We start from the raw sequence: 26,042 nt of genomic DNA on the forward strand, positions 1-26,042 counted from the left end.
CTCAGGCCCGGCGCAGGTCCAAGGTCAGCGGGTGCTCGGGATTGTCGAGCGGTCGGGGCTCGGGGGCGAGGCCGCCGGTATGGCCGATCGGGAAGAAGCGCGTGCGGCGGCGGGCCTCGGCCTCGTTGGCGTTGACCGGCATGCGGTCGTAGTTGCGGCCGCCGGGATGGGCCACGTGATAGGTGCAGCCGCCGATCGAGCGGCCGTTCCAGGTGTCGTGGATGTCGAAGGTCAGCGGCGCATGCACGCCGATGGTCGGGTGCAGCGCGTTGGCGGCCTGCCACGCGCGATAGCGGACGCCGGCGACGTACTCGCCGGCATTTCCGGTGGCGTGCAGGGGCAGGCGGTAGCCGTTGCAGGCGACGACGTGGCGGGCGTCGTTCAGGCCCTCGACCTTGACCTGCAGCCGCTCCAGCGAACTGTCGACATAGCGCACGGTGCCGCCGCCGCCCGGCTCCTCGCCCAGCACGTGCCAGGGTTCCAACGCGTGGCGCAATTCCAATTCGAGTCCGCGTTGGGTGAAACAGCCGATCAGGGGGAAGCGGAACTCGAAGTGCGGGGCAAACCACTGCGGATCGAAGCGGTAGCCGGCCGACTTCAGGTCGTCGAGCACGTCGGAAAAATCCTGCCAGACGAAGTGCGGCAGCATGAAGTCGTCATGCAGGCGCGTGCCCCAGCGGCTCAGCCGCCGGTCGTAGGGCTTCTGCCAGAAGCCCGAGACCAGGCCGCGCAGCACCGCCTGCTGCGCCACGCTCATGCGCCAGTGCGGCGGCATCTCGAAGGCGCGCATTTCCAGGAGGCCGCGACGGCCCGAGGCGCTCTCCGGGGTGAACAGCTTGTCGATGCAGAACTCGGCGCGATGGGTGTTGCCGGTGGCGTCGACCAGCAGGTTGCGGAACAGCCGGTCGACCAGCCAGGGCGGCGTCTGGCGACCCGCTTCGATCTGGCGGAAGGCGATCTCGAGCTCGTGCAGCGCGTCGTTGCGCGCCTCGTCGATGCGCGGATGCTGGCTGGTCGGGCCGATGAACAGGCCGGAGAACAGGTACGACAGCGACGGATGGTTGAGCCAGTAGCCGAGCAGGCTCTTCAGGAGGTCGGGCCGCTGCAGCAGCGGCGACTCCGCCGCCGACGGTCCGCCGAGCGTGACGTGGTTGCCGCCGCCGGTGCCGGTGTGGCGGCCGTCGATCATGAATTTCTGCGCGCCCAGCCGCGTCGTGCGGGCCTCGTCGTAGACGATCTCGGTCTTGTCCACGAGCTCGCGCCAATCCGCCGAGGGATGGATGTTGACCTCGATGACGCCGGGATCGGGCGTGACGCTGAAATTGAGCAGCCGCGAATCGCCGCCCGGTGGCGGATAGCCCTCGATGAACACCGGCTGGCCGAGCTCCTCGGCGGTATCCTCGACCGCGGCGACCAGCTCGAGATAGTCCTCGGTGCGCTCGGCCGGCGGCATGAAGACATGGAGATGGCCGTCGCGCGGCTCGAAGGCGATGGCCGTGCGCACGATCCAGTCGGGCGAGGAGCCGACGCCGGGCTTGCCGGCCAGATCGGACGCCAGCGCCCGCCGCCAGATCTCGGCGCGCGAGGCATCGCCGTTGACGTCGCCATTGGGATTGGCGGCCGCGACCGGCGGCGCCTGGCGGCGCAGCACCGGCGCGCGGCGGAAGGCGTCGAGCGGCGGCAGCGCCGGATGGCTGATCATCGGATCGGGCTCGGCCATGAAACCGGCGTCTGCCGGCGCCGCCCACGGCAGGGAATCGAGCGGCAGGCGGTAGCCGATCGGCGAATCGCCGGGGATCAGGTAGCACTTCTCGCTGCGCAGGAACCACGGCCCGCTGCGCCAGCGGCCGCGTCCGTTCGACTCGCGTGCGATCGGGAGCACAGTGCCGACCGGCGTTTCGAGGCCCTTCTCGAACACGCGCGAGAGGCGTTCGCGCTCCATCGGATCCTTGGCTTTGCTGGCGTCGACCTCGACATTGCTGGGCAGCCGCCGCTCGCGCCAGAGGTAGTACCAGGTGTCCTCGAACGCCTCGAACAGATGGCCGGGGTTGAGCTGCAGCCGCTCGGCGAAGGCCAGGGCGAAGCGGTTGGCGATCTCGGGCGTGACGCCGGTCGGCCTGGTCTCCAGCGCGGTCAGCGCCGGATCGCGCCAGATCGGCTCGCCATCCTTGCGCCAGTAGCAGCCGAGCGCCCAGCGCGGCAGTTGCTCGCCGGGATACCATTTGCCCTGACCGAAATGCAGCAGCGGCCCCCGGGCGAATCGGTGCGCGAGCTTGCGGAACAGCACGCCGGCCAGCCGCCGCTTCTCGGAGCCCAGCGCCTCGGTGTTCCATTCGGCGCCGTCCATGTCGTCGATCGACACGAAGGTCGGCTCGCCGCCCATGGTGAGCTTCAGCCCGGCCGTCCGGATGTCGCGCTCGATCGCCTCGCCGACGCCGAGCAGCGCCTGCCAGGCGGGCTCGCTGTAGGGCTTGGTGGTGCGCGGCGTCTCGCGCACCCGCGTCACCGTCATGTCGTAGGAGAACTGCACCTCGCTGTCGTCGACCGCGCCCTCGATCGGCGCGGCGCTCGCCGGCTCGGGCGTGCAGGCGAGCGGGATGTGGCCCTCGCCGGTGAGCAGGCCCGACGTCGGATCGAGGCCGATCCAGCCCGCGCCCGGCAGGTAGACCTCGCACCAGGCATGGAGGTCGGTGAAGTCGTGCGTCGGGCCCTCGGGACCGTCGAGCGGCTTCTCGTCCGGCGTGAGCTGGATCAGGTAGCCCGAAGCGAAGCGGGCGGCGAATCCGAGATGGCGCAGGATGGTGACCAGCAGCCAGCCGGTGTCGCGGCACGAGCCTTTGGTAAGACCCAGCGTCTCCTCGCAGGTCTGCACGCCCGGCTCCAGGCGGATGACGTAGCCGATCTCCTTCTGCAGCCGCGCATTGAGGCCGACGATGAAGTCGACGGTGCGCTGCTTCTTCTTACGGTCGACCGAGTCGAGCCACTTCTGCAGGAGCGGGCCGGGCGGCTCGAGCTTGCGGAACGGCGCGATCTCCTCGGCAAGCGAGGGGTCGTAGGCGAACGGCCACTGCTCGGCCTCAGGCTCCAGGAAGAAGTCGAACGGGTTGATCACCGTCATGTCGGCGACCAGGTCGACGGCGACCTCGAACGTCGTGGTCCTCTCCGGGAAGACCAGGCGGGCCAGGTGATTGCCTTGCGGATCCTGCTGCCAGTTGATGAAGTGATCCTTCGGCTCGATCTTGAGCGCGTAGGACAGGACCTGGGTGCGGCTGTGCGGCGCCGGCCGCAGGCGCACGATCTGCGGCCCCAGAGCGACCGGCCGGTCGTAGGTGTAGGTCGTGCGATGATGCAACGCGACGTGGATGCTCATGACGGCCCGGGCTGTTTCGCTCCACAGATACACTTAGCAAGTGACATGCCAGCGACGCTATGGGTTCATATTCCTCTCCCCCGCTAGGGGGAGAGGCTAGGTGAGGGGGTTGCACGCGCTTTCGATTCCCCCTCACCCATCCTCTCCCCCTGGTGGGGGAGAGGAGAAAGAAAGCATGACCAATCTCTTCGACTTGACGGGCAAGGTGGCGCTGGTAACCGGCGGCAGCCGCGGCCTCGGTTACCAGATGGTGAAGGCCTTCGCGGCCCATGGCGCCGACGTCTTCGTGACCAGCCGCAAGCTCGATGCCTGCGAGAAGGTCGCGGCCGAGGTGAAGGCGATGGGCCGCAAGGCGGTGCCCTATGCCTGCAACGTCGCCAACTGGCAGGAGCTCGAGGGGCTTGCGGATGCCGCCTACGCCGCTTTCGGCAAGGTCGACATCCTGGTGAACAATGCCGGGTCGTCGCCGCTCGCACCATCGTCGCTGGAGACGCCGGAGCAGCTGTTCGACCGCATCGTGTCGCTGAACTTCAAGGCGCCGTTCCGCCTGATGTCGCTGGTCGGCAGCCGCATGGCGGCGGGCGACGGCGGCTCGATCATCAATATCAGCAGCGCCGGGGCGCTGCGTCCGCGGCCGCAGATCGCGCCCTATGCCGGGGCCAAGGCGGCGCTCAACGCGCTGACCGAAGCCTTCGCCCACGAGTACGGGCCAAAGGTGCGGGTCAACACCATCTCGCCCGGCCGCTTCCTGACCGACGTCAGCAAGGCCTGGCCGGAAGAGCACAAGAAGAACGCGACGGCGGCCGCGAAGCGCAGCGGGCAGCCGGAGGAGATCGTCACTGCCGCGCTCTATCTCGCTTCCAGCGCGTCGAGCTTCACCACGGGCTCGCTGGTCCGTGTCGATGGAGGGATCGCGTAGGCGGGCCATCACCCAAAGCACTCCGCGTCCTGCGCAGGGCAATCGCATTTGGCCTTCCCCGTCGTCTCGACCGGAGCGCGAAGCGCGGAGTGGAGAGACCTTCTCTCAACGATAAACGGCCTATTGCTGAGCGAAGGTCTCTCCGCGCGGCCCTTCGGGCCTGGGTCGAGACGACGGAAGAGGCCAAATGCGATAGCCCTGACGTCCTGCGGGGAGGCCCTTGTTCAAGGATCGCGTGACGCCATATAATACGACATAAATTACGGACAAATCGCATGACATCCAAGGGCAAGCCTCGGCGATCCCGGCTTCCGGCGGCAGGGGACCATGCCTTCACGGTGAGACCGAAGAAGGGCTTCTCGGAGCCGAAGGTGCGCGGTTCCGGTTTCAAGGGGGCGCTCAAAGGCCGTTTGTCGGGGATTGTTGCCGTTAAGGGCGGCAAGCTCCCCGTGGAGGTCGTCGCGCAATCACTCGGGATGTCGAAGGCTCAGTTGGCGGAGACCGCGGGCCTCAGCGTCGACACGCTCTACCGGACGAATCGCGCCGGTTCCGGAAAGACCCAGGCGCGTCTCAGGGAAATGCTCGAGATCGTCGATCGCGTTTCGGACTGGGCGGGCGGCAAGGATCAGGCAATGGCGTGGTATCGTGCGGAGCCAATTCCCGAGTTTGGGGGCCGCACCGCGGAGTCCCTCGTGAAAGACGGGAAAGCAACCGCCGTTCGGGACTATCTCGATCATGTGGCGCTCGGCGGCTTTGCTTGAGATTTCGAGGAACGTGTTATCGCGCCCACGATCCCCGATGGGCATTCAAACCGCATTCGGGCGAAGGGGCGAAGGCCCACGGGGGCCGGTTCAACGCCAAGGGCGTGCCGGCTCTCTACCTCGCGCTTACGATCGACGGGATGTTTGCCGAGATGGGCCATGGCTTCTCTCGTCGTTTCGATCCTTTGACGGTGTGCTCGTATGACGTCGACGTCGACGACCTTGCCGATCTGAGAGATGACGCTGGCCGGAAGGCGAACAACGTGCGTCTGGCCGACTTGGACTGTCCCTGGATGCTCGACGTTTCGGAGGGACGGATACCGGCGTCCTGGGCGTTGGCCGACCGTCTCCGGGCGAGTGGTCACGCAGGAATTCTCGTGCCGTCCTTTGCGCGCGGCGCCAAGCCCGGCATGACCAATCTCGTCCTTTGGAAATGGGGTCCAGACCTTCCGCACAGGGTCGACGTCTATGATCCCAGCAATCGCCTTCCAAAGGATCAGACGTCCTGGAGTTGATCCAGGTTTGAGAGAGATCGACGGCGGCTCGATCTCGCTGCATGGCGGCCGGCTACGGCGCCATCAGGGCGTCGATTGTGGACGGCTCGAAGAAGGCGGCCGGAAGCTTTTCCGGCCCGAGCAGAATCGCGCCGAGGGGTGTCGGCGCCTTGTCGTCGCGGACCCTTCGTGCGGCCCGCGGGCGCCTTTGCCGCGCCTCCTCGCCGAACTCGGCATTGGGCTTTGCCCGCAGCCGCGCGGTGATGCGCAGCCGGCGCATGCGCTCGGCTCTTTCCTCGACGTAGGGACGAAAGGCGCCTGGGTCGCGTCTGCCCTCTCGGATGATCTCGCTCAGCAGCCGCACGTCGCACAGCGCGATCGCCAGGCCCTGGCCGATGATCGGGTCGTTGTGACCCGCCGCGTCGCCCGCCAGTACCACGCCAGGCGCCGTCGGGTCGTCGATCCAGTGGTCCTCGTTGGAGAAGGCATTGAATGGCCCGATGGGCCGGCCGGCGGCGATCATGCTGGCCTGGGGCAGGCAGGCGAGGCCAGCGAAAGTGTCGATCAGCTTCTGCCGCCTGTGCGCGCCGGCGTAGGCCGACCTGTCGGCAAAGTCGTAGCCGAGATAGAGCCGCACGCGATCGCCGCCCAGCGGGAGAATGAGGAAATGGGTGCGCCCCTCGGTGCCGCACACTTGGCGGTCCTGCGGCCAGTCGGGCACGCCCTCGACCAGCATCCCGCCAAGCAGATTGTGCGGCGGATCGGCATGGACCGTGAAGCCCAACTGCCGGCGTACGGGCGAGTTGCGTCCGTCCGCGCCGACGATCAGGCGCGGCGTCCAGGCGATGCGCTGCCCGCCGTGGCTGAAGCCGATGTGCGGCGGCGCACCGCCCGTCCCACCGGCCGTCACCGCGATGTCCGTCACGCCGCGCAGGAAGACCGCGCCGGCCGCCTCGGCCGCCGCGGCAAGAACGCGGCACATCGCGGGATGGCTCATGCACAACATGCCGGGCACCTCCGGTACGGCGTCGGTGAACCTCTGGGCGAACGGCAGGGCCTGCTCGCCCGGCAGGTTCTCGTCGTGCGGCACGGACAGGTTCGTGAACACGCCGCCGGCGCCGACCAGGGCGTCGTACAGCCCAAGGCGGCGGAGCTCGATGACGCCCCACGGCGCCAGGCTCTCGCCGCGCACGCGATCGACGGGCGCGAGGTCGTGCTCCAGCACCGCGACCTGGACATGGCCGCGCGCCAGAACGGCCGCCAGCGCGCTGCCGGCAATCCCGCCGCCTGCAATCACGACGTCCGGTGTCGGGCTCATGGTTTCGGCCGGTTGCCTCCCCAATCCAACGATGAAAGCTAGGAAGATTGTTTCGGGCAGTCCATCGCCGTTGGATGAGATCCGAATGCTTTAAGCGCTGAGTTGTGGTGCGGGGCACCCGGCGGGGCAGCTGCGGGCATCGCGAAGATGGTCCGCTATGGTCACTACCTGACGAACAGTCGCCTGATGGGAGAATGAGATGCGCGGTTGGCGAAGACTGGGGCCGATTTGGCGGCAACTGACAAGAGAAGCGGCAAGTCTTACGAGAGGTTGCCGTGAAAGAAGCACCAGTGTGAGCGATCTACATCGCCGGCTTCGTTCTATTTGTCATCGTGGGGCCATATCGAAGTGTCGGGCAGGGCGACGGCGCGCTTCATGGACCGACATGGCGGCGCACTCGCGATTGAGATCGGCCTGATCGTAGGTGCTCTCTCGCTCGGAACAGTGCTGTATGGTTTCCGATGCAGGAGACCGAGAGCCTACGGGATGCTTGAGATTCTTGTGGGATTGAGCATCGCTACTTACGTCCTTGATCCCTTCCTGAGCGGCCTCTCTCTCAGCGCTGGTGTCTACTTCACAGCGCTCGGTGCGCTCTACGTCGTCGTACGTGGGGTATCCCCGTACAGGGTGAACCCAATTAGGGTCAGCCAAGCCAGCCTGCGGACCGGTAGAGACGCTTGATCGCCCGTTCAGATGCAGTGATTCGGATGTAGATGGAAACGTCGAGATCGGCCATGCGCGCTGGCAGAAAGTTGCGGCGCTGGTAGGCCACGGGTAACGTTCCACAACTTTGGGGGCTGGACGGGATGGGATTCCGATTCCGAAAAACTGTGCGGTTTGGCCGCTTGTTGCGGCTCAACTTTAGCAAGTCCGGAATGAGCGTCGGTGTCGGCGGCCCCTTCTACAATGTGAACTTCAGCAAGCGCAGGAAGCGCACCACCATGGGCATTCCCGGTCATGGAGTCATCGCCACTGGGGTGGCGAACCGCGAACGACTGCTCCAACTGCGCGACAAATGGTGAAGCGGAGGGGGCAAATGCTTGGGACTACGATTGGGGTGTTCAAGAACTTTGGTTGGTCGATGTCGCGGTCGCTTTTCCTCGCTCTCCATAGGTGGACCATCGCGATGCCTGCGATGCTTAAACAAATGATATGCGGCGGGGTGGCCGCTTTAATGCTTGTTGCCGGAGCGAATGCCGACTCTCCGTTTGATGCCTTCAAGGACGCGGCTCGGTACTTGAATCGGAATACATGGCAGTGCCAGACAGAGAGATGTTCACTAGAAGTGCCGAGCCTGCCGCAGAAACTCATCGTCATGCCTCTAAAACTAGGCGATGGCAGCCAGCCTACATTTGAAATGACGTTCGATGGCACATGCGGGTCCGCTGGGTGTCCAAGAGCGATTATTTTGAAAGATGCGACGGGCTGGCGTGTCATCCTGGAGGGGCGTGCCTTTCGATATCTTCAGAGCAAGACCAATGGCTTTGCCGACATTGCGAGCATATGGAAGGACTATTCCGGCGGCGGGCGTGAACGAACTACTCTCTTCGTCTGGAGCGGCGACATCTACAAGGAGCGTAGTGCAGGAGAGTCAGCGGATACGGTACAGGGTTCTATACAGCAGGCCCAAGCTGCTTCTCCTATACAGGCCGACGCCGGGCAAGCTTGTGCCTCCAAGAAGATTATTCTTACACCATCTGAGCGTTCTTGCGATTTTGCAATCCTGAATGACGAGACTTACGTTAGCAGAAGTGCGCAATACGCGGGTGCCGACTATTACAATTTCGGAAGGTTGCGGTTCGGCGCAACGGTGCTTACTACGCCACTTGCACAGAGCCAATCTCCCGTAGGTGGACGCACACAAGTAACGCGCGCGTACCTGTCACCTGCATCACCATCGGGCCGATTCCGGTACGTGACAACCTTTTCTGGTGACCTTCTCTTGAACCAGTTCTTGTTCGACCGCGAATCGAAGGAGCTAAGAATTACGAATGCAGGTAAGTACGCATCGGATGGAGATTCGATCCAGTGGTCACCGAATGAAAGATACGCGCTGCTGGCGAGTAGGTTGGAGGGATTTCAGCTTGTCCATGTCTTAGAGAATAGTACTGGCGCCCATGCGCACTTTCCGAATTGGGGGCGAAACGACGATCCCAGCAGGCTGTTGAATATGAGGATGGATGAAGCATTTCACTGGACGGGCGATAACGAATTTCTTCTGAATGCCGCGATTTGCCGATATCAACCCGGAACCGATTGCTTGAAAGTTCTGTCGACGCAGCAAAAGCGCCCGACGCTGTTCGTCGTCAAGGATGGGCCTCGGATAGAACAGCAAACGACGCTCAGAGGAGCGACAGCAGAGCCCACGAAGATCGCTGATGCTCAGCGACAGGTAGTCCAAGCCTTTCAAAAGCAGGTACGGGACGCCGCGAACCACGTCCTTCGTAGAACGACCATCGTCGAGACTTGGGCGCTGCAAGACTGGATCGACAAGGTCAGCGACACTGGGGGGGTAGCACTTTTCTCGTACTCCGCTTCTCAAGGGTGGAAGCTGGTCACCATGGGTGGAGGCGACGTAGGTGTATCTAGTTTGGTTAGTCTCGGCGTGCCGCAGTCTTACGCAGAGCAGCTCGTTGCGGCTCGAAACGCGAAGCAGGAGCCCCGCAACCAAGACCAGTTGCCGGAAGATGAATCAAACTTCAAGGGTGCGAAGCTTTGGCGGCACTTGCAAGTAGGCTGCGGTATGCCCGGAGGAGTGAACGTCCAAGTCAGGTGGTTCGGCAACCTTCCGTTCGACTACAATTTCGTCGTTACTGGATTCGACAGTCCGAACGATAGGAATCGACTTCTTGATCCAAACTTCGTGGCGGAACTCGTTGACCACATAAAAGGAGAGGCGCGCAAGAGGTGTGAGGAATCTGTGCGGCGACGCCAAGCGCAAGGGATAAGCGATAATTGGTTGGTTGCGTTTCGCAATAATCAGGGTCTGTTCTTAGAGTTCGAAGCTCTGTTCAAGGCCAGTGAAAATCATTGGACGATCCATAACGACTATAGGGACGGCATTTTGGCTCAGCAGGCAGCGCAGCAAGCCGCGGAGGCACGGCGCGCCGCTGCCGAAGCGGAGCGGGCCCGTCAAGAAAACGAGAGGCGACTAGCTCGATCGAATTTCATCGAGAAGTTTCATGTCGAAGGAACGACTGATGACACCAACCTCGGTGCCAATCCTTTTCAGTACCGCAACAAGATTGTGGGTGTGCAAACCAAATTTGTGAGAATGCTTTCTGAGTCAGAAGCAGTCTTCAAACTAAATACGGAGCTTCTTGTCGGCAATGTTCCAACTACACGATTTCGGGGCAATGAGCTTGTCGTTTTGGCAGTGAAGGTCTTGGGAACAAAGGCCGTCAAAACACCGAATGGAGAAATCGTACTTCCATACGGAGAATACGTTGGAGATTTCCCTTGCTCCCAAGACTGTCCGTTTCATTGAAGTTAGTCATCACTCATGGAACAGCACGCTCCCCACGGGATTCGAACCCATTTTACCGCCGTGAAAGGGGATCATACTCCGTAAGGCACTGCCCCACCCGCCAGCGCCGGCGCATCCCGGCCGCCTCCATCGTCCGGTCCCAGTATCGGTCCCGCGCCGCCACCGGCTGGGCGAAGGTGAGGGCGAAGGCGTCGGCGTCGTCCGGGCTGTAGCCCAGCCGCGCCTTCACCTGGTCCTTGGGCTCGAGCAGCAGCCGGTCGCCGCGGAAGGAGTAGGTCGTGCGCGTGAGCGCCGCGATCAGCTCCTGGCTCGTGTCGGGTGGCAGCGCGCCGCCCTTGCGGATCCAGTCGACCGCCTGGAAGTACATCTCCGTCCGCTTGTTGTCGTAGCGCGGGTCGGCGGCGCGGCCGGAGAAGGCGATGCCGATCGGCTCGCGGCCGAGGCGGCGCAGGTTGTCGATCCAGCTCGAGCCGAAGCCGCCGGTGTCGTCGATGAAGCAGGCGTCGGCCTGCCAGTCCTCCCATTTGCGCGCCACCAGCCCGGCGCCCTGCGTGCCGTCGATATTGCGCACCTTGATCGGCGGGAAGGCGACCAGCCCCTGGCGCGGGAAGATCACGCTGGAATCGTCACCGAAGCGCGCCACGTCGACGCCGAGGATGCGCGGCTGCTCGGCGATGTCCTCCGCCCGGTAGGCGCGCTTCGTCGCCTCGGCGCATTCGTCGGGCCCGATCAGCGTGTCGAGCGAGGAGGGCGGGAAGCGGCCGAACACGTTGACCAGCACCCACGGATTGTCGCGCCCGTACTTCTCGATCTGCTCGCCGGCCCACTGCGCCGAGATGCGGGTCGCGCGCCGGGGGTCGTCGGGATCGCCGGTGATCTCGGTGAGGTGCCACAGGCGGCGCTCGCTGGTGCAGGCGCGGTAGAGCGGGCCCTCGAGATGCGTCGGGTTGCCGGCCTGCACGATGTGGCCCTCGACGCACGAGGCGAGGGCGGCTTCCGCGGTCGCCATCACGGCGTCGGGGATGCCGCCGCTTTCGTCGAGGATGAACAGGATAGAATCGCTGTGCAGACCGGCCAGCGTCTGGCCGAGGCTCGCCGGGTCGGCCGACTTCGCCCAGGTGCGGGCGCTCATCCACCAGGTCTGCGGCCGGCGCCTGGCGAAGATGCGGTCGCGAGTCCATTTGAAGCCGGCGCTGAGCAGCGGCGACTTCGCCTGCCACTTCGCCATCTCCGCCCACAGCCCGTCGGCCAGGTTGTCGCCGCTCACGCTGGTGGCGGCGATCTTGGGCTCCTGGTTGACGACCAGGAAGTTCCAGGCGAGCCAGGCCAACACGGCGGTCTTGCCCGGCCCCTTGCACGCCTTCATCGCCAGCCGCTGGTTGCGCGGGAACGCCGCCAGCACCTCGTCCTGCCACGGATCGGGCGTCACGCCGAACTGCTCGCGCACGAAGCGGCGCGGGTCGGCCTTCCAGGCGCGCAGCAGCTCGGTCTCGCTCATGGCTTTCCTCCTCCCCCGCCAGACGGGGGAGGATCGAGGAGGGGGAAAGCCACGCGTACGTCGTGCGGCCCTCCCCCCTCCCGGCCTCCCCCGTCTGACGGGGGAGGTGGAAGAGGTCACCATTCGTCGTCCTCCTCGCTGTGCTCGTAGCCGTCACCGATCGGCTCGCCCGTGAAGACGTCGTACTCGGTCAGGCAGCGGCCGTAGGGGACGCGCTCGCGATAGTCGCCCGGCCCGCGGCGGCGCCACCGGCAGTGCTCGGCGATGTATTGCTCGTTCGGAGTCAGCTCTGGGCCTCCTCCCCCGTCAGACGGGGGAGGATCGAGGTGGGGGAAAGCCACACGCACGTCCTGTTGCTCTCCCTCTCCCTGCCTCCCCGCGCGCGCCTCAGAAGGCGCTTGGACGGGGGAGGGGGAGTCTGACTTCTCGCTCTGCCACTTGTCGGTCCACTGGCCGGTGCGGCGCAACTCGGCCTCGCGCTCCTCCGGCGTCACCATCTTCGGGGGCTCGGCCGGCTGCGCCGCCGCCACGATCGCCTCGAACCGGCCGGTCTCGGCCGCGCGTACCAGCTTCTGCTGCGGCGTCGCTTTGTCCGGCTTGCCCGCAGCCGCTGCGTTGCGCCGGGCGCGCTCGCGGTCGAGGTGCGCCTGGATGACACGTTCGCTGGTCATGGCGCCTCGTCCCGCATCTGCCGGCCCTGCGCCTCGAGTTCCTTCATCTTCTGCCACAGCGTGGCGGTGCCGATGGCGCGGCGGCGATGCTCCAGCATCCGGCTGATGTACAAGGCCTCGCGAGCGTCGAGCTGGTTTTGCGCGACCAGCCGGATCAGCGCGACCTGCGCCGCGTTGACCGAGTCGAGGTCGATCGTGTCGGGCAGCTCGAAGGCGTCGCGCTTGCGGTCGCTCATGACGTCCCCTTTGGCGGCAGCAGCCCGCGGGCGCGGGCCTCGGCCTTGAGCCTGAAGAACCAGCTGCGCTCGATGCCGAGCGCCTCGCACACGTCGCGCCGGCTGAGCCCCTGCCTGACCAGCACGGCGAGGCGCTCGACGCGCCCCGCCGCCGCGTCCCAGCGCCAGGCGCCGGCGCCGTCCACCGTCTGCAGCTCGGCCCGTATCGGCAAAAGGGGCAGCTTCATCCGCTGGGCGCGCTGCCGGGTCTTCTCGAAATGGATCTCGAAGCGGGCGTTGCCGCCGACGGTTGCCGGCTCCGATTCGGACGGCCGGCGCAGCGCCATCACCAGGTCGACCGCGCTGGCGCGTCGCGCCGTGCCGTTCAGCGCGCCCCGCTTGTTGGCGTGGTCGACCATCAGCACGGCGCGATGGTTCTGCTTCAGGTGCAGCAGGAAGCAGTGCAGCCGGTCCCGGCGTGCGGGGTCGCCGTCGAGACCGGCGGGCGCCGACGGCGTGTCGAGGACCAGGAGCTGCGGATCGTTCCACGCCGCCATCAGGCGCACGATGCCGTCCTCGGTGCCGAGATCGAGCAACCCCTCGGCGCGATCGTGGGCGAGAATCGAGAGGTGGTCGGGCAGCGGCCCGAACAGGGCGAGGCGATCGCGCAGCTCGGCGGCGCCCATCTCGCCGTCGACATAGAGCACGCGGTGCGGCCGGGTGCTGCGCCAGCCGAGGAAGCTGCCGCCCGAGGCGACCGCCCAGGCAACGCCCAGGGCCAGGAAGCTCTTGCCGATGCCGGGAGGTCCGTAGACCAGCGCCGACGTGTCGGATGCGAGCCAGGGCGGCAGGAGATCGCTGCGCGGCGGCTGGTTCGCCGCCATCAGCTGGGAGGCGGTGAGGATGGAAAGACCGGTTGCGTTCTGCATCTGTTCCATATATGATTTACGTTAATTAACGTCAAGTCCAGTTTTGGAGAGCGATGTGAGTGCTTTTTCAAGGGGGCCGGGAGTCGATGGACTCGTGGACTCCGGGCGGAAACCTCGGTGCCATCGACCTCCAACCGGTCCACACCGAAGTGGACTCTCGTGGACTGCTCCCCATTCAAATGGGGAGGAGGTGCTCTCAGGATTTGCTAGGCTGCAGATGGAGGATCCCGATGAAGACGAAAGCTGCTGTCCTGACGGCGTGCGGGTTGCCGCGTCCGTTCGCCAAGTCCAAGCCGATCCATATTCTCGAGCTCGACCTCGATCCGCCGGGCGAGGGCGAGGTGCTGGTCAAGGTCGGCGGCGGCGGGCTCTGCCATTCCGACCTGTCGCTGCTGAACGGCGATCGGCCGCGGCCGACGCCGATCGTGCTGGGCCACGAGGGCGCGGGCGAGATCGTCGAGGTCGGCGCGGGCGTGCACGACGTCAAGGCCGGCGACCATGTCTGCTTCACCTTCAACGTGAGCTGCGGCCGCTGCCGGCGCTGCCTCGAAGGCCGGCCGTACATCTGCGAGCGCTCGGTCGCGCCGCGCGCCGCGGGCCAGCTGCTCTCGGGCAAGCATCGCCTGCATTACGAAGGCAAGCCGGTGAACCATCAGTCCGGCGTGTCCTGCTACGCCGAATACGCGGTCGTCGATCGCGGCTCGGTGGTGGTGATCGACAAGAGCCTGCCGCTCGATCTCGCGGCGCTGTTCGGCTGTGCGGTCGTCACCGGCGTCGGTGCCGTGATCAACACCGGTCGCATCGAGCCGGGTAGCGCTGTCGCGATTGTTGGCCTGGGCGGCGTCGGCCTGTCGGGTCTGCTCGGCGCGGTGCTGGCCGGTGCCGGCCGCATCGTCGCGATCGATCTCTCCGACGACAAGCTCGGCCTCGCGCGCCAGCTCGGCGCCACCGACACGGTGAATGCCAGGGACGCCGACCATGTGAAGCAGGTCCGCGATCTCACCGATGGCGGCGTCGACTATGCCTTCGATCTGGCGGGCACGATCAAATCGATGGAGACGGCCTACCTGGTGACGCGCTGGGGCGGCACCACGGTGACCGCCGGCCTGTCGCCGATCAGCGCCGACTTCGCCTTCAAGCAAAGCGGCCTGGTCAGCGAGGAGAAGACGATCAAGGGCTCCTACATGGGAAGCTGCGTGCCGGTGCGCGACATCCCGCGGTTCATCGCGCTCTACCAGCAGGGCAAGCTGCCGGTCGATCGCATGATGAGCAAGCGCATCGGCTTCGACGAGCTCAACGAAGGCTTCGACCGCCTGCAGGACGTCGCCACCGTTCGCCAGGTGCTGGTCCCGCACGGATGATCGCCCGGTGATAGCAGTCGCTGTCGAGACGCCATTGCAGGACGACGTGCGCGTCCTGGTGGCGGAGCTGAACGAGACCCTGCTGGCGCTGACGCCGCCGGAATTCAGCTTCCACCTGACGGTGGAGCAGATGGCCGAGCCGTCGACCACGCTGTTCGTGGCGCGCGACGGCGGCGCGGCGGTGGCTTGCGGCGCGCTCAAGCGTCATGACGATGCGGTCGGCGAGGTCAAGCGCATGTATACGCGGCCGAGCCATCGCGGCCGCCAGATCGGCGCGGCGATCGTCGAGCGCATCGAGGCGCTGGCGCGGCGCGAAGGCCTCAGGCGGCTGGTGCTGGAGACCGGCGACCGCCATCCCGCGGCCTGGACGGTCTACGAGCGCGCGGGCTTCACGCGCTGCGGCCCGGTGCTCGATTACCCCGATTCGCAGTACTCGGTGTTCTACGAGAAAGACCTGTCGACGGGATGATCGCCATCCGCCGGCTGCGCACGCTCGAGCAGGAATGGCTCGAGCGTGCGGACCGGCAATATGCCTGCTGCAACAACAACCCCCGTGGGAAAGGAATGGGCAGGAACCGATGCCGGTTCCTGCGGCAGCTTAGCGGACCTCGAAGCCCAGCGTCTTGAGGGCGACCCGCATGCGCTCGCGGCCGTTCATCGACTTGAGAGGGCCCAACCGGTTCAGCACCCGCTGGGTCCAGGTCGAGGCCTGCATCTCGTGGCGGGCGGCGAACGTCGCCATCTCGCCGTCATAGGCTTTCCGCTCGGCGGCCTTGGCATCGCCGTCATAGGCGTCGTGATGGACCACGATGCTCTGCGGCAGGCGCGGCTTCACCTCGCCGGCTGCCTCGGCGGTTGCATAGCCGACGCACAGGCCGAACACGACGAAGGACTGCTTGGGCAGGCCGAGCAGGGCTGCGACCCGCTCGGGATCGTTGCGCATGGCGCCGATGTAGACCGTGCGGAGGCCGATCGATTCGGCTGCCACCACGGCGTTCTGCGCCGCCAGCGCCACGTCGATGCAGGCGACCATGAAGGTCTCCAGCCACGGCATGGTCTCGAAATCGACCTTCTGCTCGGCCGAGATCACCGCGTTGCGGGTCATGTCGGCGACCCAGCACAGGTAAAGCGGGCACTGCTCGATGTGCTTCTGGTTGCCGGCGATCTCGGCCAGCACCTTCTTCTTGGCCGGGTCGCTGACGGCGATCACCGAGGTCCATTGCATGTTGGAGCTGGTGGCCGCCGACTGGGCCGCGGCGACCATCGTTTCCAGGGTGCCCGGCGGCACCGGGTCGGGCTTGTAGCCGCGCACCGAGCGGTGATCGAGCATCGCGGCGATCGCCTCGTTCCACGGTCCCGCCGCCGGCAGGCCCGAGGCGCCGTAGCGGCGCAGCAGCGCCTCCTTCTGGGAGGACGTGGCGGGGGTCAGCGAGTCCATGACGGCACACTTCCAGGCTTGCGGCGCGTCATGCAGGTGACCAGCGCCAGCAGGATGAACAGGACGACGATGATGTAGATCGCCTGCGGCTGGCCGTGATCCATCAGCCAGGCGTAGGTCAGCGGTGCCACCATGCCGCCGAGATTGAAGCCGGTGGTGACGAAGCCGAACACCTTGCCGAACGAGCCAGGCGGGGTGACCGCGCGCACCATCATGTCGCGACTGGGCTGGATCATGCCGTTCAATAGCCCGCCCAGGGACATCACGAAGATCAGGATCGCCGCCGGCATGTCGACCCAGCCGAGCAGCACCGCCATGGTCGAGGTGCAGGCGAAGCCGACCGCGGCGACGCGCTCGTGATGCGGCGTGCGGTCGGCGATGATGCCGCCGAGCAGCACGCCCGCCGCGCTGAACAGCAGGAAGCCCGACAGGCCGATATTGGCGACCTCGGCCGAGGTGCCGTGGATGGCGGCCAGCGACACCACCGCGAAGGTCTGGATGCCGCCGTTGGCCATGGCGAGGCAGAAGAAGAAGAGGAGGTTGCGCAGGATCGGGCCGGACAGCAGCAGGTTCCACCCGACCTTGCCATCGTCGATCCTGGCGGCGGCGGCAGCCTTGCGCGGCGCCCGCGGCAGCACGCTGCCGGTCACCGTCAGCAGCACGGCGGCGGCGAAGGACAGCACAGCGGCGACCAGGAAGCCGCCGTTCCAGCCCCAGATCGCCACCGCAGTGACCACCATGGCGGGCGTCACGCCGCTGCCCAGGTAGCCCGCGAAGGTGTGGATCGAGAAGGCCTTGCCCATGCGCTTGCCGTCGATCGTGGCCGACAGGATCGAGTAGTCGGCCGGGTGGTAGACGGTGTTGGCGATGCCGAGCAGCGCGTAGCCGATCAGGAACGCCCAGTAGCCGGGCACCAGCGCCGAGATGCAGATCGCGATGCCGCTCAGGATCAGGCCCGACGTCAGCATGATGCGCGCGCCGATCTTGTCGACCAGGAAGCCGGCCGGGGTCTGCAGCAGCGCCGACATGACGTTGTAGGCCGTCAGCGCGAGCGCGATCTCCGTGTAGCCGACGCCGAAATGATCCTTCACCAGAAGAAAGATCGGCGGCAGCAGCATGATGTAGACGTGGCTGACGAAGTGGGCGGTCGCCACGATGCCGATCACCTTGGCGTCACGCTGCCAGCCGGCGTCGGCCGGCAACTGAAGCGGTTCACTCGTCGACGACATCGACCTGCAAAGCCCCGATTCCGGAGATCTCGACCTCGAGCTTGTCGCCGCCCTTCATCCAGAGCGGCGGCTTGCGGCCGAGCCCGACGCCGTCCGGCGTGCCGGTGGCGATCACGTCGCCCGGCTCCAGCCAGGTCACGGTCGAGAGGTATTCGATGATGGTGGCGACGTCGAAGATCATGTGATCGGTCGTGTCGCGCTGGACTTCGGCGCCGTTGAGGCGGGTGACCAGGGTGAGCTGCTGCGGATCGGGCAACACGTCGGTCGTGACCATCCACGGGCCGAGCGGCCCGGTCGCCGGGAAGTTCTTGCCGGCCGTCACCGAATGCTTCTGGAAGTCGCGCACGCTGACGTCGAGGAAGCAGCTATAACCGGCGATCACCGACAGGGCCCGAGCGCGCGGCACGTGGCGGCAGCGCTCGCCGATGATCACCGCAAGCTCGCCCTCGAAGTCGAAGTTGGTCGAGGCCGACGGCCGGACGATGTCGCCGCCGTGCGGCACCAGGGTGTTGTGCAGGCGGGAGAAGACGCTGGGCACCGTCGGCAGCTGGCGGCCGACCTCGCCGACATGGCTGGCGTAGTTCAGCCCGATGCAGAGGATCTTGTCGGGATTGGGGATCGCCGGCAGCAGCTCGACATCGCCAAGGGCGAAGTCGGGCTTGGCGCCCTTCACGGACGTTGCCAGCGACGGCAGCGCCTTGGCCGCTATGGCGTCGCGCAGGCTCGGCCAGCGCGCGCTGAGATCGACGATGCCGCCGTCGACGACCGCACCGAATTTCGACGCGTCCGCATGGCGAAAGCTGATCAACCGCATGGGCTGGGACCATGCCGAATGGGCGCGCGGTTGTCACGACTTGACCGGCTCGAAGCGCCAGACGCACGGGAACGTCTTTCCTCGGCATCGTGATCGCCATCCCTCGATCCTCCTGCCCTGATCGAGAGGCCATCTCAGCGTGGTGATGCGCGGTAGACGCAATCGGCGAGGGTGGTCGAGTCGAGCTCGTCGAGGAACGCCTGCCGCGCCGCAGCAAGCCGCTTCTTCAGCCGGCAGCGCGGGGTGAGCACGCAGGCGCCGCCGTCGGCGCGGAAGCATTCGACCAGCGCCTGGTCCTCCTCGAGGTCGCGCACGACCTCGCCCAGGGTGATCGCTTCGGCCGACCGGGCGAGCCGGAAGCCGCCGCCCGCGCCGCGCTGCGTCGTGACGTAGCCCGCCTCGGCCAGCCCGCGCACGACCTTGATCAGGTGATGGCGCGAGATCGCGAACTCGCCGGCGATCTCGTCGGTGGTGAAGGAGCGCTCGGGCTCGCCCGCCAGCCGCATCAGGGCGCGCAGTCCGAAGTCGGTATAGGCCGTGAGGCGCATTGTCGCTCCGTACAATTGCGTATTGGAAATACCACTTAACAGACGTCAAATAGGTATCATGAATACTACTTTGACGCACGCCGATATCGTCGCCCAGACCGGCATCGACGAGGCCATGATCGAGCGCCTGGTCGATCGCTTCTATGAGAAGGCGCGCGCCGATACGATGCTGGGTCCGGTGTTCGATTCCAGGGTGCACGACTGGGATCGCCACCTGGCGCAGATGTGCCGCTTCTGGTCGTCGGTCGCGACCCTGTCCGGCACCTATCACGGCAACCCGATGCCCAAGCACATGGTGCTGCCGATCGATGCTGCGCATTTCGATCGCTGGCTGGCGCTGTTCGAAGAGACAGCGAACGAGCTCTGCCCGCCGGTCGCCGCCGAGCACTTCATCGTCCGCGCGCGCCGCATCGCCCAGAGTCTCGAGCTCGGCGTCGCCCTCAATGCCGGCGCGCGGCTCCGCGTGGGCGAGCGCTTTCATCGACAAGCATCATGACGAACGAATTGCCGGCCCGCCGCGCCACCATCGGCGGGATCGAAGGCTGCTGCGGCTAGCTACGGCAGTGCTGCATCGATGCTGGCGTGGAAGCGGTGCAGGTTGTGCTCTAGGCGGCCGACGATCAGGGCGTCGTTGGCGCCGCTCTTGAGCCCGCGCTGGATCTGCTCGCAGATCACGAGATCCTCCCTGTTGAATACGCCGTCATCGATCAAATCGAACGAGCGGCGCCAGTGCGCCTCTGCCTTTTCATCCGCCGGCTTCTCGGGAATCAACATGGTGTGAACGAACAGCGTCTGGTCGGCCGCATTTGGGAACAGCCCGAGATGGCTGATGTAGTCGGGATGGTAGATGAAGATGCTGTTGGGGAACACGAAATGCACCAGCGTGGCGTGCTGCTGCGGGCTCCACTGCTGCGGCGGCAGGCTGAGTATCTCAGGCGTGTCTTCGCGCGCGATCAACGCCCGCACGTGCCGGCCGACGCCGTCGTTCACCGCAACCGCGTCGCTGAAGAAGGGCCCGATGGTGCCCGCGTGCAGGCGCGTCACGTGATAGACCTCGAGGAAGGCGTCGACGATCAGCTTCCAGTTGGCGGCGCGCGTTACGGCATGCTGGCGGTAGAAGCGATGGTCGGCGATGCCGATGGCCTCCAGCTCGCGGTCGAGCTCGCCGAGATAGGCGGCCATCTCGGGCAGCTCCGCGTCGGGGTCGAGCATCGCCCAGACAAGCCCGTGGCGCACCGTCGAGGGCAGGCGTCGCAGGCCCCGGAGGCCCTTGTCGAGATCGGGAAACGCCTCGGCGCGCGGCACGCCGGCCAGCGACCCGTCGAGGCGATAGGCCCAGCCGTGATAAGGGCACACCAGACTCTGCTTGCGGCAAACCTCGCCCTGCTCGCCGACCAGCCGCGCTCCGCGGTGGCGGCAGACATTGAGGAACACGCCGAACGTGCCGTCCCGGCCGCGCGCCATCAGGATCGGCACGCCGCACAATTCGAAGGCCAGCACCGAGCCTGGCTCGAGCTGGTCGGCGTGACCGAGGCAGAGCGGCAGCCGTGCGAACAGGTGCTGCCGCTCGGCCGCGAAGCGCTCGGGCGCCTGGTAGATCGCAGGATCGAGCGTGACCTGCGGCGCCTGCCAGTCCGGCGAACTGCGACGATCCATCTCTGCCATCAGGCGCTCGAACAGCGGCTGCCAAACGGTGGCGGTTGTCATGACGTGCTCTCCACCAGGCGAAGGGAGGGGTACGGCTTGGCCGACACCGCCTGCAGGCAGAAGGCGGTGATGGACTCGATCAGGGCGCGGGTGTTGGAAAGGTCCGGCGCCTCAGGTGCGAGTGGTCCGATCAGGCCCTCGTTGAGGGCGCCGATCACGCAGGCGGCCGACGCCGCCGCGTTCTGTGCCGGAAATTCGCCGGCAGCGGTCCCGTCGCGGATCACCTTCTCGAACACGTCGGCGAAGGCGCGGCGATAGACGAGGCGGGCGGCATCCACTTCGGCTTCCGCCGGCTCGGCGATCATTGCCCAGGCGAGGCGCCGCGCCTGCACCGCACGCCGCGCGAAGACGCGCACGGCGTCGGAGAGGCGCGATGCAGCCGATCCCTCGCACGCAGCCACCGCGGCGACGACATCGACTTCGTGCTGGGCGTTCAGCGCCAGCGCCTTGGCGAATAGCTCTCCCTTGGACGGGAAGTGGCGATAGACCGTGCCGGTGGCGACGCCGGCGGCCTCGGCCACCATCGCGACCTGCGCGCCGCGGAATCCCACTTCGCTCACGACCTGGCGCACGGCCTGCAGGATGCGGTCGCGCTTGTCCTGAAGCTGCTCCTCGACGCGTTCGGTTCGCCGGTAGGCCATGATCTGAATCTCGGTTCAGTCTTTGGACAAAGAAATGAACCCAAATTCATATCATGTCAACGGCGCGTTAGATGTGGCGCTAACCGATCAGCCGCGCGAGCGCCTTGGACAGGCCGATACTGTCGACGGGAGGCGCTTTGGCGAGCCGGCCGGCGCGCGACTTCGCCGGATTCTGCGCCGCCAGGCATTCGGCCATCGAGATGGCGCAGGCGACGCCGTCGAGCAGCGGCACGTCGACCTTGTTCGCAAGCTTGGCGGCGAGGCCGGCCAGTCCCGCGCCGCCCAGGATGACGACGTCGGCGCGATCCTCCTTCACGCAGGCCTGGCAGCCCTTGGCCAGCAGCGCCATGGCGGCCTTCGGGTTGCGCGCGATGTCGGCGCCGGTCGGCGCGACGGTGCGCACCGAGGCGAGCCGCGAGGCGAGGCCCATGCCGGCGACGAACTCCTCCAGCATCGACTGCCAGCGCGCGCCGCCGGTGACGATCGAGAAGCGGCCGCCCAGGGCGCAGGCCTGCAGGATCGACGAATCGGCCATGCCGACCACCGGCACCGGGCTGATCTCCTTCAGCGCGGCGAGGCCCGGATCGCCGAAGCAGGCGAGCACGACGGCGTCCTTGCGGCCCTCGTCGTTGGCGAAGGCATCGACGGCAGCGTGGCCCGCGATGGCGTAGCCGACGCGCGAGGCGATGTAGCGCGGCCCGAACGCGCCCGAAACGGCGCGCAGGGTCGTGCCTTTCGAGGCGAAAGTCTTCGCGGTCCTGAGCACGAGATCGGTGATCGATTGCGTCGTGTTGGGATTGATCAGAAGGATCTCGGTCATGGCTTTTCCGTCGGCCGCATGAGGAGGCCCCTCGGCTTCGCTCGGGGCGACGGGGCTAAAGCTGCATGATCTCCTTGAGGCGCGCCACGTCGTAGTTGTTGCCGATCGACAGAGCGCAGGTGCGCGAGATGTGGGTGATCGGCAGGCCGCTCTCCTTCGCCCAGGCGTTGAGCTGCGCCTGCGCGAGCTTGAGGTCCTTCCTGGAGGTGCCGCTGCCAATCGGCACTCCCGCATCGCGCAAGCAAAGCAATACGTCGCCCGATAAGACGAACGCATCCCAGCCGAGGAAGCGCAGCAGGTACTGGCCGCTGAAGCCGCCCAGCCGCGAGCCGCGCTTGCCCAGCAGGTCGAGCAGCCCGACCTGGTCATCGGCCGGCCAGGTGGCGAGGAACTTGCCGAAGCTGCCGTGCTCGGCCGCGATCTCGATGACGAACTTCGCGTTCTCGCGCACCGACTTGATCTTCTGCGCGTTGCGCACGATGCGCGTGTCGCGGGCGAGCTTGTCCCAGAACTCGGCCGGCTGGAACAGCAGCCGCTTGGGATTGAACTCGAGGAAGGCCTCCTCGAAGCCGGGCCATTTCTTGTCGATCACGTCCCACACGAAGCCCGCTGAGAAGACACGCGCCGCCATCTCCGACAGCACACGGTCGTCCGGCAGCTTGGCCAGCGCCTTGTTGTTGGGCTTCTTGGGCATCAGGCTGGCCAGCACCTTGTCGCCGCCCTTGCGCCTGGCGGCGCGCTCGCGGATCGACTTGAAGGAGACCTTCGCCATTCGGCTACTCCAGCCAGCCGTCGAAAAAGTCGAAGACGCTCGCCTTGAACAGGCCGTGGCTGATCAGGGAGAAGTGGTCGCAGCCCGGCACCGTCACTGCCCTGGCGCCGGGAATGGCGTCGGCCAGGCCCTGCGGCGGGCCGGCAAGCTGGTCGCGCATGCCGGCGATCACCAGGGTCGGCCGGCGGACGCCCATCAGCGAGTCGGGCGTGAGCGGCATGCGCGGGCCGCGCGAGCACGCGGCGAGGGCGAGGCGGTCTTCCTTCTGCTCGTCCGCGAAGTGGCGGAAGCTCTTCAGCATCGGGTCGGCGATCTCGTCGGGCGTCGGCGCTTCCATCGCCTTGGCCATGCCGTCGGGATCGCGTGGCAACTCGAACAGGCGGGCGCCGACGCCGCTCACCACCAGATGGTCGACGCGGCCGCCGTCGAGCAGCGCCGCGGTCAGCGCAATGTGCGAGCCCATCGAGAAGCCAACAATGTGCGCGCGTGAGAGGCTGGCATGGTCCATCAATGCAAAGACATCGCGCGCCATCGCCTCGCGAGCGTACTTCTCGGGCTCGTGCGGTTTGGCGCTTTCGCCATGGCCGCGATTGTCGAGCGCCAGGCCGCGCATGCCCTTGGCGGCGATGGCGTCGTACCAGCCCATGCGCTTCCAGTTCTCGTACTTGTTGGCGGAGAAGCCGTGCACCAGGACGACCGCCTTGCGGGCGTCGCTGGGACCGAACTCATCATAGGCAAGGTCAAGGCCGTCGGATGTGAATTGGGGCATGGCGCATGTTAGAAGACCCCGCAAAGGGAGGAATTGCAATGGCGGCCAGGATCGGGAAGACGGTGGGCGAGTCCCAGCCGTACTGGCCCACCGCGCCCAAGCGGCCAAAAGGCGCGCCCAACATCCTGATCGTGCTGTTCGACGATGTCGGCTTCTCCGACTTCGGCTGCTACGGCTCGCCGATTTCGACGCCGACCATCGACGCGCTGGCCGGGCGCGGCCTGCGCTACACCGGCTTCCACACGACGTCGATGTGCTCGACCACGCGCGCCGCGCTTCTGACGGGTCGCAACCATCATTCGGTCGGCGTCGGCTGCCTCGCCAATTTCGATTCGGGCTATCCCGGCTATCGCGGCAAGATCGCGCGCGAGGCCGGCACTTTGGCCGAGATGCTGCGGCCGCACGGCTACCGCAACTACATGCTGGGCAAGTGGCACGTCACGCCGCTCACCGAATCGGGCGCGACCGGGCCGTTCGACGGCTGGCCGCTGGGCCGCGGCTTCGATCGCTTCTACGGCTTCCTCGATGCCGAGACCGATCAATACGCGCCCGAGCTGGTGCGCGACAACACGCCGTGCGATCCGCCCGGCACCTACGAGACCGGCTATCACCTGACGGCTGACCTGGTCGATCAGGCGATCCGCTATCTTGCCGACCACATCGCCGACGATGCGGAGATCCCGTGGCTGACCTGGGTGGCGCTCGGCGCCTGCCACGCGCCGCACCAGGCGCCGGCCGATCTGATTCGCAAGTACGATGCGCTGTTCTCGTCGGGCTGGGACGACGAGCGCGACCAGCGCCTCTTGCGCCAGAAGAAGATGGGCGTGGTGCCCGACAACACGCGCCTGCCGCCGCGCAACGATCTGGTGAAGCCGTGGGCCGATCTGCCGGAGCCCGAGCGGCGGCTCTACACGCGGCTCCAGGCGGCCTATGCGGCGATGCTGGAACATGCCGACCGGCATCTGGCGCGGCTGGTCGCTTTCCTCGACAAGGCGGGCCAGCTCGACGACACGCTGATCATCGTGATGTCCGACAACGGCGCCAGCCAGGAGGGCGGACCGTTCGGCATGGTCAACGCGATGGGCCCGTACAATCTGCGCCGCGAGCCGATCGAGGAGAAGATCGCGCGCCTCTCCGACATCGGCGGGCCGGACACCCATTCCAACTTTCCGCTCGGCTGGGCGATGGCGGCCAACACGCCGCTGCGCCGCTACAAGCAGAACACGCATGGCGGCGGCATCCGCGATCCGCTGGTGATCTCCTGGCCCAAGGGCCTGCCGGCGCGCGGCGAGCTGCGTCACCAGTTCTGCCACGCGTCGGATCTTGCGCCGACGCTGCTCGACATCGTCGGCGTCACGCCGCCCAAGACGATCAACGGCGTCGAGCAGATGCCCACCGAGGGCACCAGCTTCGCGGCGAGCCTGAAGGATGCCAAGGCGCCGTCGAAGAAGGGCGCCCAGTATTTCGAGATGTTCGGCCATCGCGGGCTGGTGCAGGACGGCTGGAAGGCGGTCGCGTTCCATCCCATGGGCTCGAGCTTCGACCAGGACAAATGGGAGCTGTTCCATCTCGACAAGGATTTCAGCGAGACCGACGATCTTGCCGCCAGGGAGCCGGCTCGGCTGAAGGCGATGATCGAGGAGTGGTGGAAGCAGGCCGCGGCGCACCAGGTGTTGCCGCTCGACGACCGCTTCGGCCCACGCTTCGCCGACAATGCCAAGCGCTTCCACGGGCCGCGCAAGCGCTTCGTCTTCCATACCGGCATGGGCCACGTGCCGACCGACGTGGCACCCGACGTGCGCAGCCGCACCTACACCATCGAGGCCGATGCGCGGGTCGACGAGGCGAGTCAGGGCGTGCTGATCGCCCACGGCGACATGACGTGCGGGTATTCGCTCTACATCAAGGACCGGCATCTGACCTACGACATGAATGTCGGCGGCCAGCACCACATCGTCGTCTCCGACCGGCCGGTGCCGCCGGGCAACCGCCGGCTCGGGCTTCGCATGCGGCGCAAGGCCGGCCGCAACGTCGCGACGTTGCTGATTGACGGCGAGGCGGTCGGCGGCTTCGATGAGCAGAACGGCTTCATCAGCTTCATCTCGTGGTCGGGCCTCGATATCGGCCGCGACCGCGGCAGCCCGGTGTCGCACTACGAGGCGCCGTTCGCGTTCACCGGCAAGCTGCGCAAGGTGACCGTGCTGATGGACGACGACCAGGCGCTCGACGCCACCGCCGCCGCCAACGCGACCCTGGCGCGCGAATGACCCCGACTATCGAA

Annotated in this window: 25 protein-coding genes; 9 read left to right on the forward strand and 16 right to left on the reverse strand. The window is 66.4% G+C overall.

The window, feature by feature from the left end; translation table 11 throughout:
* Position 1 precedes the first annotated feature (1 nt).
* Positions 2 to 3,370, reverse strand: coding sequence for a transglutaminase family protein (locus J0J01_RS20965; RefSeq protein WP_296384196.1), 3,369 nt, complete (start codon positions 3,368 to 3,370; stop codon positions 2 to 4).
* Between the two features lie 175 nt (positions 3,371 to 3,545).
* Here J0J01_RS20965 and J0J01_RS20970 point away from each other — a divergent pair, with 175 nt between their 5' ends.
* The 3 genes from J0J01_RS20970 to J0J01_RS20980 all read left to right on the forward strand — a co-directional run bounded on the left by J0J01_RS20970 (position 3,546) and on the right by J0J01_RS20980 (position 5,565).
* Positions 3,546 to 4,289 (forward strand): glucose 1-dehydrogenase, encoded by a 744-nt coding sequence (locus J0J01_RS20970; RefSeq protein WP_296384198.1) that lies wholly within the window; start codon positions 3,546 to 3,548, stop codon positions 4,287 to 4,289.
* A 275-nt stretch (positions 4,290 to 4,564) separates the two neighbouring features.
* Positions 4,565 to 5,050 carry an MbcA/ParS/Xre antitoxin family protein gene (locus J0J01_RS20975; protein WP_296384200.1) on the forward strand — a complete coding sequence of 162 codons (486 nt, stop codon included), beginning with the start codon at positions 4,565 to 4,567 and terminating at the stop codon, positions 5,048 to 5,050.
* Positions 5,047 to 5,565: an RES domain-containing protein gene (locus J0J01_RS20980; protein WP_296384202.1), complete on the forward strand. Its 519-nt coding sequence runs from the start codon at positions 5,047 to 5,049 to the stop codon at positions 5,563 to 5,565. The genes J0J01_RS20975 and J0J01_RS20980 overlap by 4 nt, the downstream gene beginning before the upstream one ends.
* Positions 5,566 to 5,617: 52 nt before the next feature.
* Here J0J01_RS20980 and J0J01_RS20985 read toward each other — a convergent pair whose 3' ends face one another.
* Together J0J01_RS20985 and J0J01_RS20990 are read right to left on the reverse strand one after the other, a co-directional pair.
* The gene (locus J0J01_RS20985) at positions 5,618 to 6,862 is read right to left on the reverse strand and encodes an NAD(P)/FAD-dependent oxidoreductase (protein WP_296384205.1); all 1,245 of its coding nucleotides are present in this window, start codon (positions 6,860 to 6,862) and stop codon (positions 5,618 to 5,620) included.
* A gap of 643 nt (positions 6,863 to 7,505) precedes the next feature.
* On the reverse strand, positions 7,506 to 7,634 hold the full coding sequence (locus tag J0J01_RS20990; RefSeq protein WP_296384207.1) for a hypothetical protein: 129 nt from the start codon (positions 7,632 to 7,634) through the stop codon (positions 7,506 to 7,508).
* Between the two features lie 34 nt (positions 7,635 to 7,668).
* Between J0J01_RS20990 and J0J01_RS20995 the strand changes: the two genes are divergently transcribed.
* Both J0J01_RS20995 and J0J01_RS21000 read left to right on the forward strand, forming a co-directional pair.
* Positions 7,669 to 7,884 (forward strand): DUF4236 domain-containing protein, encoded by a 216-nt coding sequence (locus tag J0J01_RS20995; RefSeq protein WP_296384210.1) that lies wholly within the window; start codon positions 7,669 to 7,671, stop codon positions 7,882 to 7,884.
* 14 nt (positions 7,885 to 7,898) lie between these two features.
* Complete coding sequence (locus J0J01_RS21000) at positions 7,899 to 10,349, forward strand: hypothetical protein (protein ID WP_296384211.1); 2,451 nt, start codon at positions 7,899 to 7,901, stop codon at positions 10,347 to 10,349.
* A gap of 52 nt (positions 10,350 to 10,401) precedes the next feature.
* Here J0J01_RS21000 and J0J01_RS21005 read toward each other — a convergent pair whose 3' ends face one another.
* The 4 genes from J0J01_RS21005 to J0J01_RS21020 form a co-directional block, all read right to left on the reverse strand.
* Entirely contained in the window at positions 10,402 to 11,847 is a 1,446-nt protein-coding gene (locus J0J01_RS21005) for a hypothetical protein (protein ID WP_296384213.1), read from the reverse strand.
* 116 nt (positions 11,848 to 11,963) lie between these two features.
* Positions 11,964 to 12,518 (reverse strand): hypothetical protein, encoded by a 555-nt coding sequence (locus tag J0J01_RS21010; RefSeq protein ID WP_296384215.1) that lies wholly within the window; start codon positions 12,516 to 12,518, stop codon positions 11,964 to 11,966.
* On the reverse strand, positions 12,515 to 12,754 hold the full coding sequence (locus J0J01_RS21015) for a hypothetical protein (protein ID WP_296384218.1): 240 nt from the start codon (positions 12,752 to 12,754) through the stop codon (positions 12,515 to 12,517). Before J0J01_RS21015 ends, J0J01_RS21010 begins: the two co-directional genes overlap by 4 nt.
* The gene (locus J0J01_RS21020; RefSeq protein WP_296384220.1) at positions 12,751 to 13,662 is read right to left on the reverse strand and encodes an AAA family ATPase; all 912 of its coding nucleotides are present in this window, start codon (positions 13,660 to 13,662) and stop codon (positions 12,751 to 12,753) included. Before J0J01_RS21020 ends, J0J01_RS21015 begins: the two co-directional genes overlap by 4 nt.
* Positions 13,663 to 13,892: 230 nt before the next feature.
* Here J0J01_RS21020 and J0J01_RS21025 point away from each other — a divergent pair, with 230 nt between their 5' ends.
* The gene (locus J0J01_RS21025; RefSeq protein WP_296384222.1) at positions 13,893 to 15,023 is read left to right on the forward strand and encodes a zinc-dependent alcohol dehydrogenase family protein; all 1,131 of its coding nucleotides are present in this window, start codon (positions 13,893 to 13,895) and stop codon (positions 15,021 to 15,023) included.
* A 7-nt stretch (positions 15,024 to 15,030) separates the two neighbouring features.
* A complete protein-coding gene (locus J0J01_RS21030; protein WP_296384225.1) occupies positions 15,031 to 15,492 on the forward strand; it encodes a GNAT family N-acetyltransferase in 462 nt (153 codons plus the stop codon).
* Between the two features lie 129 nt (positions 15,493 to 15,621).
* On the opposite strand, the gene J0J01_RS21035 is transcribed toward J0J01_RS21030, so the two are convergent.
* The 4 genes from J0J01_RS21035 to J0J01_RS21050 form a co-directional block, all read right to left on the reverse strand.
* Positions 15,622 to 16,461, reverse strand: coding sequence for an NADPH-dependent oxidoreductase (locus J0J01_RS21035; protein WP_296384227.1), 840 nt, complete (start codon positions 16,459 to 16,461; stop codon positions 15,622 to 15,624).
* The gene (locus J0J01_RS21040; protein ID WP_296384229.1) at positions 16,449 to 17,690 is read right to left on the reverse strand and encodes an MFS transporter; all 1,242 of its coding nucleotides are present in this window, start codon (positions 17,688 to 17,690) and stop codon (positions 16,449 to 16,451) included. Before J0J01_RS21040 ends, J0J01_RS21035 begins: the two co-directional genes overlap by 13 nt.
* The gene (locus tag J0J01_RS21045; protein ID WP_296384231.1) at positions 17,674 to 18,504 is read right to left on the reverse strand and encodes a fumarylacetoacetate hydrolase family protein; all 831 of its coding nucleotides are present in this window, start codon (positions 18,502 to 18,504) and stop codon (positions 17,674 to 17,676) included. Before J0J01_RS21045 ends, J0J01_RS21040 begins: the two co-directional genes overlap by 17 nt.
* 134 nt (positions 18,505 to 18,638) lie before the next feature.
* A complete protein-coding gene (locus J0J01_RS21050) occupies positions 18,639 to 19,052 on the reverse strand; it encodes an Rrf2 family transcriptional regulator (protein ID WP_296384233.1) in 414 nt (137 codons plus the stop codon).
* Positions 19,053 to 19,110: 58 nt separating this feature from the next.
* On the opposite strand from J0J01_RS21050, the gene J0J01_RS21055 reads away from it, so the two are divergent.
* On the forward strand, positions 19,111 to 19,548 hold the full coding sequence (locus J0J01_RS21055) for a group III truncated hemoglobin (RefSeq protein WP_296384234.1): 438 nt from the start codon (positions 19,111 to 19,113) through the stop codon (positions 19,546 to 19,548).
* Positions 19,549 to 19,607: 59 nt separating this feature from the next.
* On the opposite strand, the gene J0J01_RS21060 is transcribed toward J0J01_RS21055, so the two are convergent.
* The 5 genes from J0J01_RS21060 to J0J01_RS21080 form a co-directional block, all read right to left on the reverse strand.
* Positions 19,608 to 20,759 (reverse strand): aromatic ring-hydroxylating dioxygenase subunit alpha, encoded by a 1,152-nt coding sequence (locus J0J01_RS21060; RefSeq protein WP_296384235.1) that lies wholly within the window; start codon positions 20,757 to 20,759, stop codon positions 19,608 to 19,610.
* On the reverse strand, positions 20,756 to 21,400 hold the full coding sequence (locus J0J01_RS21065) for a TetR/AcrR family transcriptional regulator (protein WP_296384237.1): 645 nt from the start codon (positions 21,398 to 21,400) through the stop codon (positions 20,756 to 20,758). The genes J0J01_RS21060 and J0J01_RS21065 overlap by 4 nt, the downstream gene beginning before the upstream one ends.
* A gap of 79 nt (positions 21,401 to 21,479) precedes the next feature.
* A complete protein-coding gene (locus tag J0J01_RS21070) occupies positions 21,480 to 22,220 on the reverse strand; it encodes an aspartate/glutamate racemase family protein (protein WP_296384238.1) in 741 nt (246 codons plus the stop codon).
* 55 nt (positions 22,221 to 22,275) lie between these two features.
* Positions 22,276 to 22,992 carry a DNA-3-methyladenine glycosylase I gene (locus J0J01_RS21075; protein ID WP_296384240.1) on the reverse strand — a complete coding sequence of 239 codons (717 nt, stop codon included), beginning with the start codon at positions 22,990 to 22,992 and terminating at the stop codon, positions 22,276 to 22,278.
* Between the two features lie 4 nt (positions 22,993 to 22,996).
* Positions 22,997 to 23,761: an alpha/beta hydrolase gene (locus tag J0J01_RS21080; protein WP_296384242.1), complete on the reverse strand. Its 765-nt coding sequence runs from the start codon at positions 23,759 to 23,761 to the stop codon at positions 22,997 to 22,999.
* Between the two features lie 38 nt (positions 23,762 to 23,799).
* Between J0J01_RS21080 and J0J01_RS21085 the strand changes: the two genes are divergently transcribed.
* Positions 23,800 to 26,028 (forward strand): arylsulfatase, encoded by a 2,229-nt coding sequence (locus J0J01_RS21085; RefSeq protein WP_296384244.1) that lies wholly within the window; start codon positions 23,800 to 23,802, stop codon positions 26,026 to 26,028.
* The last annotated feature ends 14 nt before the right edge of the window (positions 26,029 to 26,042 follow it).

The organism is Reyranella sp. (assembly GCF_017305915.1).
GTDB lineage: Bacteria > Pseudomonadota > Alphaproteobacteria > Reyranellales > Reyranellaceae > Reyranella.

Coding starts and splice junctions, on each gene's coding strand:
- J0J01_RS20975 (WP_296384200.1), top strand. CDS start 4,565: ATGACATCCAAGGGCAAGCCTCGGCGATCCCGGCTTCCGGCGGCAGGG.
- J0J01_RS21010 (WP_296384215.1), bottom strand. CDS start 12,518: ATGACCAGCGAACGTGTCATCCAGGCGCACCTCGACCGCGAGCGCGCC.
- J0J01_RS21050 (WP_296384233.1), bottom strand. CDS start 19,052: ATGCGCCTCACGGCCTATACCGACTTCGGACTGCGCGCCCTGATGCGG.
- J0J01_RS21085 (WP_296384244.1), top strand. CDS start 23,800: ATGGCGGCCAGGATCGGGAAGACGGTGGGCGAGTCCCAGCCGTACTGG.
- J0J01_RS21080 (WP_296384242.1), bottom strand. CDS start 23,761: ATGCCCCAATTCACATCCGACGGCCTTGACCTTGCCTATGATGAGTTC.
- J0J01_RS20965 (WP_296384196.1), bottom strand. CDS start 3,370: ATGAGCATCCACGTCGCGTTGCATCATCGCACGACCTACACCTACGAC.
- J0J01_RS21045 (WP_296384231.1), bottom strand. CDS start 18,504: ATGCGGTTGATCAGCTTTCGCCATGCGGACGCGTCGAAATTCGGTGCG.
- J0J01_RS20995 (WP_296384210.1), top strand. CDS start 7,669: ATGGGATTCCGATTCCGAAAAACTGTGCGGTTTGGCCGCTTGTTGCGG.
- J0J01_RS21035 (WP_296384227.1), bottom strand. CDS start 16,461: ATGGACTCGCTGACCCCCGCCACGTCCTCCCAGAAGGAGGCGCTGCTG.
- J0J01_RS21025 (WP_296384222.1), top strand. CDS start 13,893: ATGAAGACGAAAGCTGCTGTCCTGACGGCGTGCGGGTTGCCGCGTCCG.
- J0J01_RS21015 (WP_296384218.1), bottom strand. CDS start 12,754: ATGAGCGACCGCAAGCGCGACGCCTTCGAGCTGCCCGACACGATCGAC.
- J0J01_RS21000 (WP_296384211.1), top strand. CDS start 7,899: ATGCTTGGGACTACGATTGGGGTGTTCAAGAACTTTGGTTGGTCGATG.
- J0J01_RS21070 (WP_296384238.1), bottom strand. CDS start 22,220: ATGACCGAGATCCTTCTGATCAATCCCAACACGACGCAATCGATCACC.
- J0J01_RS20970 (WP_296384198.1), top strand. CDS start 3,546: ATGACCAATCTCTTCGACTTGACGGGCAAGGTGGCGCTGGTAACCGGC.
- J0J01_RS21075 (WP_296384240.1), bottom strand. CDS start 22,992: ATGGCGAAGGTCTCCTTCAAGTCGATCCGCGAGCGCGCCGCCAGGCGC.
- J0J01_RS21020 (WP_296384220.1), bottom strand. CDS start 13,662: ATGCAGAACGCAACCGGTCTTTCCATCCTCACCGCCTCCCAGCTGATG.
- J0J01_RS21060 (WP_296384235.1), bottom strand. CDS start 20,759: ATGACAACCGCCACCGTTTGGCAGCCGCTGTTCGAGCGCCTGATGGCA.
- J0J01_RS20985 (WP_296384205.1), bottom strand. CDS start 6,862: ATGAGCCCGACACCGGACGTCGTGATTGCAGGCGGCGGGATTGCCGGC.
- J0J01_RS21005 (WP_296384213.1), bottom strand. CDS start 11,847: ATGAGCGAGACCGAGCTGCTGCGCGCCTGGAAGGCCGACCCGCGCCGC.
- J0J01_RS21040 (WP_296384229.1), bottom strand. CDS start 17,690: ATGTCGTCGACGAGTGAACCGCTTCAGTTGCCGGCCGACGCCGGCTGG.
- J0J01_RS21055 (WP_296384234.1), top strand. CDS start 19,111: ATGAATACTACTTTGACGCACGCCGATATCGTCGCCCAGACCGGCATC.
- J0J01_RS21065 (WP_296384237.1), bottom strand. CDS start 21,400: ATGGCCTACCGGCGAACCGAACGCGTCGAGGAGCAGCTTCAGGACAAG.